Origin of the sequence: Microbacterium sp. PMB16 (assembly GCF_051294855.1) — a bacterium.
In the GTDB taxonomy this organism is placed as follows: domain Bacteria; phylum Actinomycetota; class Actinomycetes; order Actinomycetales; family Microbacteriaceae; genus Microbacterium.
This window is the reverse complement of sequence record NZ_CP145908.1, coordinates 2,474,905-2,488,347: the sequence shown is the minus strand read 5'-3', so window position 1 is coordinate 2,488,347 and position 13,443 is coordinate 2,474,905. Positions and strand designations below refer to the sequence as shown.

Here is a 13,443-nt window from a genome sequence, read left to right as displayed (position 1 = left end):
GATTCACAAGAATGCGAGCCGCGATGAGTAATCGGCCTCAGACGAACCTCGTCCGCATCATGGAGGAGCTCGGGAGCGCGCTCCTCGACGTGATCGCCGGCGAGATCGACCCCGAGCGCAGCGTCGAGGCCATCGTCATCCACGATCCTCTCGATGAGCCGGATGCTCCCCGCGGGGGGCTCGTCCTCGGTGTCGGACTCAGCGAGAGCGCAGACGTCGCCCGAGTACTCACCCGTCTGGGCCTCAGCGGGACGGTCGGGCTCGTGGTGCGCGCACCTTTCACGGCCGACGACGAGGTCATGGCCGCCGCGGCGAGCTCCGGCGTCGTGCTCTTCTCGCTGACGCGCGGCACGGCGTGGGCTCACCTCGCGGGGCTGTTCCGCTCGCTGATGACCCCCGGCGGACCAGACGACGCGCGACCTGTGACCTTCGGCGGCATCCTCGCCGGCGACCTCTTCGCAATGGCGAACGCGATCGCTGCGCTGCTGGAGGCACCGGTCACCATCGAGGATCGGAACTCACAGCTCGTCGCCTTCTCCCATCCCCAGGAGAGCCGCTCCCCCGGCGCAGCGCAAGGCAGGCAGATCCCCCGGCATTACACCCGACTGCTCGAGGAGGCCGGCGTCTTCCAGGAGATCACGCGCAGTGACGGCCCCGTGGTCGTGCCGATGCCCGCCGACGCCCTGGGAGCCATGGACGCCCTGGAGAGTCAGCGCACGGTGATGGCCGTTCGCGCAGGCGACGAGGTGCTCGGCACGATCTGGATCGCCTCCGCCACGCCCCTCACCGAAGAGCATGTCCGGGTGCTGCGCGACTCGGCCAAGCTCGTCGCCATGCACATGGTGTGGCAGCGCACCGACGCCGATGTCGAGCGTCGGCTCAGGGCCGACCTGCTGCGCAGCACGCTCGACGGCGGTCCCGGATCCGCGGAGTCCGCCCATCGCCTGGGTCTGCGCGATGAGCCTGCCATCGTGCTCGCGCTCTCGCTGCACGCTCCCGCGACCGACCAGCTGCCCCACGCGGCACTCGCGGCAGAACGAAAGCGCATCGCCGACGCCTTCTCCGTCCACCTGCTCTTCGCGCATCCGCGCTCGACAGTGGGCCTCGTCGGCGAAGTCGCCTACGCCGTCCTCCCGGTGTCTGCGACGACGGCGGATGCCGAGGAGAGCGCTGTCCGCCTCGCGAACGAGTTCCTCCTGCGTGTTCGTTCCTCGCAGACACCGTTCGTCGGGATCGGCAGCGTGGTGCCTGAGACCTCGCAACTGCCACGCTCACGGTCGAGTGCCGACCGCGCCCTCCGGGTGCTGCGGGCAGATGTCGTCCCGCAGCAGGTCGCCCGTCTCGAAGACGTGCACGCCGAAGCCCTCCTTCTCGAGCTGAGCGTGCCGGCGCGTGATGTTCCTTCCGGCCCTCTCGCGCGCCTCATGGCTTACGACGCCTCACATCAGGCGAGTCTGGTCGACACTCTTCGCGCCTGGTTGGATGCGATGGGAGACGTGACTCTCGCATCGGCGGCCATGTTCATCCACCAGAACACGTTCCGCTACCGGCTGAGGCGGGTCGCGGAGGTCGGGCGACTCGACCTGGATGACCCGAATGCACGATTCGCCGTGCAACTGCAGCTGCGTCTCCTGGCGATCACGCCGGAGCGCTGACCCTTGCTCGTCCTCAGAGCCCGAGGGCCGTGAGGAGGCATCCCAGCCACTCCGTGTCCTGCTCCCTGAGCACGTCGGGGCTGGTGCCCGCCCCATGACCGGCGTTCTCGAACACGTGCAGCAGGATGGGCTGCGCTCCGCGTTGCGCTGCCTGCATCCGGGCGATGAACTTGCGCGACTGAGCCGGAGGGCACCGCGGATCGTTCGCACCCGCCTGCACGTACACCAGCGGGAACTCCGCCGCTGTCACGAGCTCGTACGGCGAGGAGCGGCGAAGCCTCCTGACGTCGTCCGCATCGTCGGGGTCGCCCCACGCCTTGCGGATCACGAACTCCAGGTAGGGGATCCGGATGCCGCCGATCAGATCGAGCAGGGGTGCACGGGGCAGCACGGCCCGCCACAGGTGTGGATGCTCGGTCGCGGCCACGCCGCACATCAGGCCACCATCCGAACCGCCGGTGAGCGCAAGCCGATCCGGCCCGCTGATGCCCCGCGCGATCACGTCGTTCGCGACGGCCACGAGGTCGCCGTCGCGGACTCGCCGATTCTCCCGATCGGCGCCGTGGAACCACTCGCGACCGAACTCACCTCCCCCGCGCAGATAGGCCTGGACGAGCACACCCCCGGCCGCGACGAACGCCGCGAGATCGGGTTGGTACGCGGGCAGGGTCGGGATACCCGCCGCACCGTAGGCCGAGATCAGCGCGGGTGCCGGGCCCTCACCCGCATCCCCCGTGGGGCGCACGACGTGATACGGGATCGGCGTGCCGTCGCCGGCGATCGCCCGCCGGTACTCGACGGTCGCATCGATCGACACGCGCGGCGCGAGGACCTCGTCGACGTCGTCATCTCCGGGGCGGTGCCGATACACGCCCCACGAGGTCGTCAACGTGGAGAACGAGAAGAGGAACTCTCCGCTGCCGTCGTCGGGCGCGAGGCCGGTGAGAGGGAAGAACGCCGCACCGATCGCCCCTTCACCAGGGAGCGGGACCCGACCGACCTCGGCGCCATCCGATCGCAGCACCCGCACACGGGCGGCCGTCTCGTCGAATCCGGTGACGTACAGGTGGTCTCCGACAGGGCGGATCGCCCTCAGCACGGTCTCTCCCTCCGGCACGAGCACACGCCAGCGACGGGCGTCATCGGGCCGGGGGTCGTCCAGTCGGATCCCGACGACTCGGCCGCGCGAGGCCCCATGGTCGGTGACCGCGATGTACTCGTCCCCGACGATGTGTCCCGCCACGGTGTCGGCGCAGTCCACGATGAACGGCTGCCAGGGCGATCCTGCGTGCAGGTCTCGGACGGCGACCGGGATCGGCCGACCGACTCGGTGGCTCGCGACAGCCCAGCGGCCATCGGTCGAGAACTGGACGCGGGTGTACTCGCGTGATCCGGGTGGGAGTGGGATCTCTTCGACAGCCGAGGGACCGGGGACCCCCAGCTGGTGCCTATGGACGGCCTGGCGGAAGTCGGCGGCATCGCCTGTGAGTGCGAGGAATACGAAGCCGGAGCTGTCGGGCAGCCAGGAGACGCCGCCGCCCCACGCGCTGTGCAGCACCTCGGGCGGAGCATCGTGGAGGCGTGCACCGGTCGCGACATCGATGAGGCGGATCGTGTTGTGCTCGCTGCCGTCCGTGCACACGCCGAGAGCCAGCACCCGCCCATCGGGCGATGGCGCCAACCAGGACAGCACCGCCGCGTGACCCGGCTCATCGAACGCCGAAAGAGACACCAGCGAGCGGCCGCCGCCGAACGGCTCGCCACTGACGATGATGCGCGCGTCTCCATGATCGTCGGCGATACGGAACCACGATCCTCCCGCGTGCTGCGGCACGTCAGGCCGGGACCCGACGTCGTACGCTTCCAGGAGCCGACGCGCGGCGTCGGTCCGTCCGCCGCCCCGCACGGTCGCCACGGCGAGCGCCGCCTGCGCCCGCTGCCAGTCGCGGACCTCTTCGGTGTCGTCCTCGAGCCAGCGGTAGGGGTCGGGAATCAGGATGCCGGCGACGTCCTCGACCACGTCGACGGTGCGGCTCTCGGGATACTCGGTCGTCATCGCGACCTGCCCGATTGCGGTGCGTCGAACTCCTCACGGAGGCGCTCGAAGGCGCCGGGCACCGCTGATGCGTGTCGAAGGTGGATGAGCGCGTCGAAGCTCGCCGGAAAGTCGTCCACCCGTTCGAGCGCTCCGCTCGCCAACATCCCCTCGCAGCCGTCGAAGAGCTCCGGGGCGGCATGGGCGAGGTCGACGATCGCCGCTGCGGCTCCGAGCGTGCCGAGCCGCGCGTCGAGTCTTTCCTCGATGGTCCCGGGAATCGCGGTGCGCGCGCTGAGCGCCACATCGCAGTCGAACGGACGCGGTGAACGCTGCGTGAAGGTGACCACCGGGCCGGCACCGAAGGTCATGCCCACGACCCGCAGCTCGTCTCCGAGGTCGTCGCCGAGCAGCGACCCCACCGTCGCTCTGCCTTCGAGCGGCGTGCGCCGGACATGCCCGTTGTGGGCGTAGATAAGGATGCGCTCCTCGCGATCCGCGATCCAGCGTGCCGTGCGGGCCATGTACGCTTCGCGAGGATACGGGCCGGGCTCGCCGTCCCACGCGAGTTCACCGAGGAAGGCGGCGATGGACTCCGCGCAGCGGTGCGCGATGTCATCGCCTTCCGCTTCGACGCGATCGATGACCTCCCGAAGCGCACCGACCAACCGCAGCCGCTCCTCCGCGGGCATGGCGGCGTAGGAGACAGCGGCCTCCGTCCGCCCGCCGAGGTCGCTGAGCAGTCGGATCTCGGCGTCGTTCGCACGCGAAGGGATCCGCGCGAGACAGGCACGCACCGCGGGGCCGGGCGAGGTCGACGAGCCGGGCAGGTCCATGCCGTAGAAACGGATGCCGCCGCCGGCGGCGTTCCACTCCCGCATCCAGGTGAGCTGGCGCCTGATCCCCTCGGATTCCCCGAAGCCGTAGGCGATGCCGGCGCGGGCTATCTCGTCGACCGCGCCGTCACCGCCGCGGATCCACTCGTCGACGAGGAGCCCTTCGGCGAATCCCGACTCCATCACGAAGGCGGTGACGCCGAACTCCTCCACCAGCATCCGCAGCAGGGCATGGCCGTATGCCGTGAACTCGGCGATGTTGTGCGCGCCCTCGCCGAGGGCGATCACCCGGGCGTCCCCGATGAGCGCGCGGACGGCGTCGGAGTCGGGGAACTCCGGCCTGGGGAGCTCGATCGCGGGGATCGGTCTCACGAAGGATGCGGTCTGCGCGCTCATCGGGGTGCTCCTACTGCTTCTCGGTGAAGTACCACTGCTCGGGCGAGTAGCTGAACTTCAGCATCGACCGGAAGGTCGAGGGCGGACCCGAGAGGGTGTCCTTCCAGACGATCAGCGTGTCAGGCGTCGGGAAGAACAGCACCGGCAGGTCCTTCGACAGCATGGTCACCTCGGCGCTCAGCGCATCCGGATCCGATCCGAGTGTGCTGGCATTCATCAACTCGTCTGCCTCAGCGTTCGAGTAGCTGCCGAGATTGAACCCTCCGCCGGTGTTGAACGATCCGTTGCTCGTGGGATACGCGGTCTGGATGAACGGTCCGAAGTCCTGCATCGACCATTCGTTCGTCGTCGCCGGGGCGTAGCTGTTGCCATAGTTGGCGTACATGTAGTTCAGCGACTTCGTCACGATCTTGGCGTCGATGCCGAGCTTCTTCAACTGTGAGGCGAAGGCGAGATCGCGAGCGCCGACGTACGCCGGTTCGTTCGCGGACGCGATCGTGAAGCTGATCTTCTGACCGTCCGGGATCCCCTCCCCGCACTCGTCCTCGCCGGTACCGGGGCGCACGCACACCGTGCCGCCTTCCGGGTCGACCTCCCAGCCGTGGTCGGTCAGCAGCTTCTCTGCGGCCTTCGGGTCGAACGGGTAGGTCGCCTCGTCGCCGAACTCCGGCGGGTAGGGCGAGTTCAAGCCGCCCGTGCTGTAGTTCTCGCTCGCCGTGCCGCTGTGGATGCCGCGGCTCTTGATGTAGCCGGGCTGGTCGATCAGATGCTGCAACGCCTGACGCACGTAGAGCTGGCCGATCACCTTGTCGAAGTTGTCGACGGTGTTCTCGAAGTTGAGCACCAGGCCGTCGAAGCGTGCGGGCGCGGGCGCGCCGTAGACGTTGTAGCCCTTCTTCCGCAGCTCGTCGATCTTCGATGCGTAGCTGGCATCGAGCCGTCCGACGGTCAGTGTGCCCGCTTCGTACTGGTTGTAGACCGCTGCAGCCGAGGTGAAGGCTTTGAAGTCGACGCGCTCGATCCGCGCGTCACCGGGTCCGGAGTACTCGGGGTTCGGCGTCAACGAGAATGAACCGGTCGTCGACTCGAACGCCGCGAGCTGGTACGGGCCGTTGACGACCTGCCACAGAGGGTTGGTGGCGAACGTGGACGGATCCGATGACTGCGCGGTGAGGTAGGCGTAGATCGCGGCGGCGTTCGCCGGCTGCGTGTAGTCGAGAATCGGCCCATCCGTCTCCGCGATGCTCCAGTCCGCCGACGGCATGACGTAGAGCAGCTGCAGTAGGGACACCAGGTACGAGGGGTTGTAGGCGGTCTCGAACTTCAGCGTGAGTGTGTCGTCTGCGTCCGCAGTGGCGGTCACGCCGTCGGGGAACTGTCCCGGCGTGTAGAAGCTCCAGTTCGCCGGGCTCTCGGCGATCGCGGCCTTCAGCAGGTCGAACGAGAACACCACGTCGTGGGCTGTGACGGGCTTGCCGTTGGACCACGTGTAGTCCTTCATCGCGATCGTCGCTGTGAGCCCGTCCTCACTGAAGGTCGGGGCTTCGGCGAGACTGGCGGCCGCGTCGAAGGGCTCGCCCTCGAGACTCGTCCGGTACAGGGCCCGCCACATCAGGTCGTATCCGATGGTCGTGCCGCCGACGGCGGACGGCGGGTAGGGGTAGATGTAGTTCGGGGTGAGGCCCGGTGTCATCGCGATCGTGACCGTGCCGCCGTCGACCGGCGTGCCGCCCTCGTCGGGCAGAGAATCGTAGAGCGAGGAGTCGACCTGCGTGCTCGTACCGGTGCAACCGGTGACGAGCAGGACCCCGGCTGTTGCCAGGGCGATGAGGAGGCGTGCCCGCCTCCGCGGAACCTTCGACATGTGCTGTGCTCCTTCTTCGGGTTCAGGAATGGATCGGACGGATCGGGTCGTGCGGTTGTCCGATGCTCCGAGAGTGCAGCATGCTCATCCTCCGCCGTTCAGGGATACCGACATATTCCTCGCGCCGCGTCCGTCGATGCCGACACAGGTTCGAGCCGCACTCGCTCATCACGCTGTCCGGTGCTCGATCGCGTCGCGGAGAGCGTCTCCGAGCAGGTTCAGTGCGAGGACGGTGAGCACGATGCAGACGCCGACCGGATAGATCAACCACCAGTAATCGGCAGCCAGGAACGAGACCCCGCTGGAGAGCTGGCTCCCCCAGTCGGTGACCGGGTAGCTCAGCCCGAAGCCCAGATACCCGAGGGCTGCGAGCACGAGTATGGAGTCCGCCACTTGGAACGTGAGGTTCACGATGATCACGCCGAACGTGTTCGGGATGAGGTGGGTGAAGATGATCCGTCGATTGCTCGCGCCCATCAACCGGGCGGCTGACACGAACTCGCGTACGCGGAGCGACAGCACTTCTCCGCGGACGAGCCGGGCGGCGATCAGCCACGAGAAGCCGCCGATGACGAGGCTCAGCGTGATGGGCGTGGCTGTGAACCGTGCGGAGATGATGAGCACGAAGAACAGGAACGGGATCGACAGGAGCACGTCGACGATGCGCATCATGATGCCGTCGACGACGCCGCCGACGAGTCCTGCGATCGCTCCGTAGAGCGTGCCGAGCGTGGTCGCGAACACCGCGGCGAGCAGTCCGATCTGGAGTGAGATCTGTCCGCCCTGCATGAGGCGGCCGAGCACGTCGAAGCCGTTGCTGTCGGTGCCGAGTGGGAACCCTTCTCCCGGCGGCAGCGCAGCATTCAGGAGGTCGACGTCGGTCTGGTTGGTCGGGTACACGACAGGGCCGAGGAAGCAGAACAGGACGAGTGCGAGCAGCATGATCACGCCGGCCATGCCCTGCTTGCTCTTCCAGAGCGCCCGCAGCACGGCCGAGCGGGAGAGGGGATTGCGGGTGGCGAGCGCCGGGAGTTCCTCCGCGGCGACCTCGGAGCGCGGCGAGGTCATGCGCCCAGCTCGATCCGGCGGTCGGCGCGGGCGACGACGAGGTCGGCGACGAAGTTGCCGACGACCGTGAGCGCTCCGCCGAGGAGTGTGTACGCGAGCAGCACCGGGTAGTCCTCTCGATGAAGGCTGTTGAGGAAGAGAAGCCCCAGGCCCGGGTAGTTGAAGACGGCCTCCACGATGAGGTTGCCGGCGAGGAGCGTGGGGATCAGCACACCGATCAGAGTGATGATCGGCGTGATGGCATTGCGCAGCAGATGGCGGGTGAGGACGATCCGTTCCGAGGCACCCTTCGCGCGTGCCACCTTGATGTAGTCCATCCCGAGCTGCTCGAGCGCCGCCGACCGCTGGTACTGAGCGAACACGACGATGTTCGTCACGGCCAGCGTGATGAGCGGCAGAGCCATGGCCCGGGTGTCGGTGAAGACGACCCACGGCGACGACGATTGCGATGCCTCAGCGGGGAACAGCGGGACGGCCTGGCTGAAGACTCCGATGAGCACGAGTGCGATGAGGAACGACGGCGTCGCGTACAGCAGATACGACACGGACGTCACAGCGCGGTCGATGAAGCGTCCACGCCGGACCGCCTGCAGGATGCCGAGCGGAACGGCGATCAGGAGCGCGAGCACGAGCCCGGCCAGCGAGAGCATCGCGCTGCGCGGAGCGTTCTGCAGGAGAAGAGTCCCCACGTTCTCGTTGAGCTTGTAAGAACGACCGAAGTCGCCCTGCAGGAGCTGGATGACGTAGTCGACGTATTGGACGAGCACAGGTCGGTCGAATCCGTTGTCGCGGTTGAATGCGTCGACGGCAGCCTGGGTCGCCTGCTGACCGAGCACGGAACGCCCGGGGCTGTCCGAGATGAAGTGCAGCAGCAGGAAGACGACGAGCGAGATGCCGATGAGTACCGCGACCGAGACGAGGACGCGGCGGGTGACGAACCAGATCATGCGCGCACCCCCTCGTCCTCATTCTCAGAGGCCGGGTTCAGCTTCGGCTGCAGCGGGAAGTGACACGCGACCTCGTGGTCGGCGCCGACGGCCTCGAGCGTCGGCTCCACCGCGGCACAGAGGTCGGTCGCGAGGGGGCAGCGGGTTCGGAAGCGGCACCCGCTCGGCGGATCGAGTGGACTGGGCAGTTCCCCGCGCACCCGTTCGATCGGCGCGTCGGCGAGCGCGGGGTCCGCGATCGGCACCGCGGCCAGCAGGCCTGCCGTGTACGGATGCGCGGGGCGCGCATACACGGCGGCCGTCTCCCCCACCTCCACCAGAGCACCGAGGTACATCACGCCGACGCGGTCGACCAGGTAGCGCACCACGGCGAGGTCGTGAGAGATCACCACACTCGACAGGCCACGTTCGAGCTGGATCCTTCGCATGAGGTTGAGCACCTGCGAGCGGATGGACACATCGAGCGCGCTGACCGGTTCGTCAGCGACCAGCACCTCCGGATCGAGCGCGAGAGCTCGCGCCAGACCGATGCGCTGCCGCTGACCGCCGGAGAGCTCGTGCGGGTAGCGCTCGAGGATCGAGGCGCCGAGTCCGACGTCGGCGAGAAGTTCCTTGGTGCGCTCGGTGCGTTCGGCATGGGTGCCGATGCCCTGGATCGCGAGCGGCTCGCGCAGGATGGCGTCCACGCGCATCTTCGGATCGAGGGAGGCATGCGAATCCTGGAACATCATCTGCAACTTCGCCCGGCGCGCACCGAGGCGTCCGGGATGCAGTCCGGTGATCGGTTCTCCCTCGAGGAGCACTTCACCGGAGGTGGGACGGTCGAGCGCGACCAGCATCCGCCCCAGCGAGGATTTGCCGCAGCCCGACTCGCCGACGAGACCGAACGACTCGCCGGCCCTGACCTCGAAGCTGACCCCGGCGACCGCCTTCACCGATCGGCGTCGCCCGAACAGCCCTCGGGCGGACACCGGATGCTCCTTGCGGAGGTCCACGACCTGCAGGCGCGCCTGGGGCGCGACGTCGACGATTCCGGGGGCCGGGAAGCGGCGAGCGGTGATGGTCACTGCCGTCACCTGTGCGGGGTTCCAGCACGAGAACACGTGCCCATCGCCCGGTCCCGGAGTGGAGACGGGTGTTTCGGTGAGGCACTGCGCGGTCGCGGCCGCGCAGCGCGGAGCGAACCGGCACCCGATCTGCGGGTCGGCGGGATCAGGCGGAGACCCTGGGATGCTGAACAGCTCGAGTTCGCGGTCCTGCGTGAGCGACGGGATCGAAGACAGCAGAGCGCGCGTGTACTGGTGACGGGTGTGCCGGAAGAGATCATCCGTCTCGCCCGTCTCGACGAGTCTTCCCCCGTACATCACCCCGACGCGATCCGCGTGACGCGCGACGACACCCATGTCGTGGGTGACCAGGATCATGGCCATCCCGAGCTGCTCCTTGAGCCTCGCGAGGAGCTCGAGGATCTCGGCCTGGATCGTCACGTCGAGAGCCGTCGTCGGCTCATCCGCGATCAGCACCCGCGGTTCGCAGATCAGCGCCATCGCGATCATGACTCGCTGGCGCATGCCCCCGGACAACTGGTGCGGATAGTCGCCCATCCGTTCCGCAGGGTGAGGGATGCCCACCAGGGCGAGCATCTCGGCCGCCCGGGCGCGCGCATCCCGCCGCGACATCCCGCGGTGCAGCAGCAGCGGCTCGGCGACCTGATCGCCGATGGTCCTGGTCGGGTTGAGCGACGTCATCGAATCCTGGAAGACCATCGAGATGTCGTTGCCGCGCAGCGCACGGTAGTCCGCCGCGCCGAGGCCGACGAGTTCGGTGCCGTCGAAGTCGATCGACCCGCTGGTGATCACGCTGCCGCCGGGGAGCATACCCATCACGGCGAGGCCCGTCATCGACTTGCCTGACCCGGTCTCGCCGACGATTCCGAGGGTCTCGCCGCGCTGGAGCACGAGGTCGACGCCGGTGACCGGACGTACGGTGCGGTCGCCGCGGTGGATCTCCACCGAGAGGTCTCGAATCGTCAGCATGCCGCGCTCCCTTGCGAACTCCATGGGCGTGCCCTGCGGACTCGGGTCGCGTCCGCTTCCCCTCGATACTGCGCCAGCAACACCCGATGTCGTTCGTCGTAAACGGCGAACGGCGGTGTTCGCGTTCGTCGAGGACGACGAATGCCTCGAACGTCACCCGGCTCGGGTCGATGCGCCTCAGCTGCGAACGGTACGGCCGAGCTCGACGCGGAGCAGTCGCTGCAGGTTGCCCCCGAGCACCGCGAGGATATCAGCCTCGCTCCAGCCCCGGTTGAGCAGTGCTTCCGTCACAAGGGGCAACCCGGATGGCCCTTCGAGACCGGGAAGGTACCTGTCTGCCGGCACGCCCTCGACCATGTCCTGGACGCAGCACGGAGCGGTCGTGTCTTCGAGCACCTCCCGCACGAAGTCGGGCCCCATCCCCACGTGTTCGATGCCCGCGATGGAGACCGCGTGTTCCAGGTGATCGACGAGAACGTCGAGCGTGTGAGTGTCGGCGTGCAGATAGGGCGCGAAGAAGTTGACGCACACGACTCCCCCGCCCATCGCGATACCGGCGAGCTGCTCGTCGGTGAGGTTGCGATGGTGGTCGAACAATGCGCGCGCCGAGGAGTGCGTCGCGATGACGGGTCGCGAGGCGAGCTCCAGCACGTGGTCCACGCCTCCCGCGCCGAGGTGGCTCACATCGAAGATCATGCCGATGCGCTCCATCTCGGCGACGGCGCGGATACCGGTGCGCGTGAGTCTGCTCCCGGCGGCATCCTCGCCGCTGCCATCTGCGAACGCGCTGCGTCCGAAATGAGCGACCGATCCGACGCGGACACCGAGCCGATGCACGGTCTCGAGCAGCTCGACGTCGTCGGCGATGCCGGGCATGCCCTCCAGCGCGAGCACGAGCGCGATGCGCCCCTCGGCGATCACGCGGTCGATGTCGCCCCCGGAGAGACAGAGCCCCACAGCATCCGCGTTGCCCTCGGCCAGACGATGCGCCGCTTCGATCATGCGCAAGGTACGTCGCAGCGCCCCTTCCGGACGGTAGGCGTCGTCGATGAAGACGGGGAGCACCTGCAGATCCACACCGCCGGCCTGCAACTGTGGGAGCCACTGCGAACGGAAGAACGATGCCCAGTCCTCGGAGGGACGGCTGGCAACGGCGCAGAGCAGATCGTTGTGCGCGTCGGCGACGACGGCTCGACGGTGGAGCGCGGTTGCGGAGGAATCGGTCATGCGTCCATCCTCCTATCCGCACGGCCCGTATGCAGGTGCATCGCCCTACCGTCGCCGACATCGCCGAGAAACGCGATCGGCTGGCGCACGCCGCCCTCGGGCCGCAAGGGCAGCAGCACGTCGTCGTGCCAGCTGACGAGCTCGGTGCGGTACGGCAGATCGCCGATCTCGGCCGAGACGCCGTGCGGGATGCGGTCGAGCCACAGCCGCCCGTCGTCGGAGCGACTGATCGTCGTGATCGCGGTGCTCGAACCGTACCGTCCGAGGTAGCGGTCTGCGAGCTCCGGGGCCGGGCCACTCGGCGCGGGGAGCGTTCTCGGAGCGATGCCGACGAGTTCGCCCAGGACGTGATCGATGAGTTCTGCGAAAGCCGGATGCGGCGATCCGCCGTTCGCGAGCACCGACACGGCGACCCCGTGCTCGGGCACCAGGCGAAGCGCGGCCGACTGGCCGATCGTGTTCCCGTTGTGGCCGACGAGCGCGTGTCCGTCTTGGTCGAAAAGCTCCCACCCGAGCCCCCAGGCAACCCCTTGGTCGATGTCGGGCAGCGAGATCTGCGGTTGTTGCATTGCCCGCGCACCGCCGGCGGAGAGGATCAGCGTGCCGTCGCGCGCGATGCCGCCGTCGAGATGGAGTCGGCCGAAGGCGAGCAGATCGCGAGCGCTCATCGCCAGCACGGAACCGGCGGGGCTGCCGGAGCGCTCCATCGACCACACGGTCGTGGGCTCGAGCACGCCGTCCGCTGACTCGAGGTGACCGACGGCCGCCCGGTTCAGGATGGCTTCTGACGCATTCACCGCAGCATGCTGCAGCCCGAGCGGATCCAGCAGGGATTCGCGGAGGACACGGTCGAAGGGCTTGCCCCGCAGCACCTCGATGAGGCGGCCGAGTGTGGAGAACCCGGCGTTGTTGTAGGAGAACATCTCCCCTGGCGCGAAGAGCTGAGGGGTGTCGGCGAGAATCTCGACGTAGCGTTCGAGGCACTCATCGCCTGCACCTGTATCGACGAAGATGTCGCCCTCGAAGCCGGAGGTGTGATCGAGCAGCTGGCGCGCCGTGATCCTTCGGGACGCCTCCTCATCGGCTACGCGGAACTCGGGGAGGACGTCGCGCACGGGGACATCGAGATCGAGGCGCCCCTGATCGACGAGCTGCATCACCAGCGTTGCCGTGAACACCTTCGTCACGGAGCCGATCTGGAAGACCGAGTCCGTCGTCGCCTCGACGCCCGTCGCGAGATTGAGGGTCCCGGCAGCGGATTCGATCACCTGATCAGCCACGCCGACCGCGATCGAGAGTGCGGGAATGCGATGCGCGGCAAGGAGCTCCGGCAGGCGCTGATCGATCCAGTTCTTGAGCTCGTCGAGCTGCGGCATCCG

The 13,443-nt window shown here is 68.1% G+C and carries 9 protein-coding genes; 1 reads left to right on the top strand and 8 read right to left on the bottom strand.

Annotated elements, in window-relative coordinates; genetic code table 11:
* Positions 1 to 23 precede the first annotated feature (23 nt).
* Entirely contained in the window at positions 24 to 1,655 is a 1,632-nt protein-coding gene (locus tag V5D55_RS11950; protein WP_435743268.1) for a PucR family transcriptional regulator, read from the top strand.
* A 13-nt stretch (positions 1,656 to 1,668) separates the two neighbouring features.
* Here V5D55_RS11950 and V5D55_RS11945 read toward each other — a convergent pair whose 3' ends face one another.
* From V5D55_RS11945 to V5D55_RS11910, 8 genes are all read right to left on the bottom strand, one after another.
* A complete protein-coding gene (locus V5D55_RS11945) occupies positions 1,669 to 3,711 on the bottom strand; it encodes a prolyl oligopeptidase family serine peptidase (protein WP_435743266.1) in 2,043 nt (680 codons plus the stop codon).
* Positions 3,708 to 4,922 carry an erythromycin esterase family protein gene (locus V5D55_RS11940; RefSeq protein WP_435743264.1) on the bottom strand — a complete coding sequence of 405 codons (1,215 nt, stop codon included), beginning with the start codon at positions 4,920 to 4,922 and terminating at the stop codon, positions 3,708 to 3,710. The genes V5D55_RS11945 and V5D55_RS11940 overlap by 4 nt, the downstream gene beginning before the upstream one ends.
* 10 nt (positions 4,923 to 4,932) lie before the next feature.
* Entirely contained in the window at positions 4,933 to 6,786 is a 1,854-nt protein-coding gene (locus tag V5D55_RS11935; RefSeq protein WP_435743262.1) for an ABC transporter substrate-binding protein, read from the bottom strand.
* Between the two features lie 168 nt (positions 6,787 to 6,954).
* Positions 6,955 to 7,854, bottom strand: coding sequence for an ABC transporter permease (locus V5D55_RS11930; RefSeq protein WP_435743260.1), 900 nt, complete (start codon positions 7,852 to 7,854; stop codon positions 6,955 to 6,957).
* Positions 7,851 to 8,801: an ABC transporter permease gene (locus tag V5D55_RS11925; RefSeq protein ID WP_435743258.1), complete on the bottom strand. Its 951-nt coding sequence runs from the start codon at positions 8,799 to 8,801 to the stop codon at positions 7,851 to 7,853. Before V5D55_RS11925 ends, V5D55_RS11930 begins: the two co-directional genes overlap by 4 nt.
* Positions 8,798 to 10,837, bottom strand: a complete 2,040-nt coding sequence (locus V5D55_RS11920; RefSeq protein ID WP_435743256.1) for a dipeptide ABC transporter ATP-binding protein — start codon at positions 10,835 to 10,837, stop codon at positions 8,798 to 8,800. The genes V5D55_RS11925 and V5D55_RS11920 overlap by 4 nt, the downstream gene beginning before the upstream one ends.
* Before the next feature lie 177 nt (positions 10,838 to 11,014).
* Complete coding sequence (locus tag V5D55_RS11915) at positions 11,015 to 12,064, bottom strand: dipeptidase (protein WP_435743254.1); 1,050 nt, start codon at positions 12,062 to 12,064, stop codon at positions 11,015 to 11,017.
* On the bottom strand, positions 12,061 to 13,440 hold the full coding sequence (locus V5D55_RS11910; RefSeq protein WP_435743252.1) for a serine hydrolase domain-containing protein: 1,380 nt from the start codon (positions 13,438 to 13,440) through the stop codon (positions 12,061 to 12,063). Before V5D55_RS11910 ends, V5D55_RS11915 begins: the two co-directional genes overlap by 4 nt.
* Positions 13,441 to 13,443 lie beyond the last annotated feature (3 nt).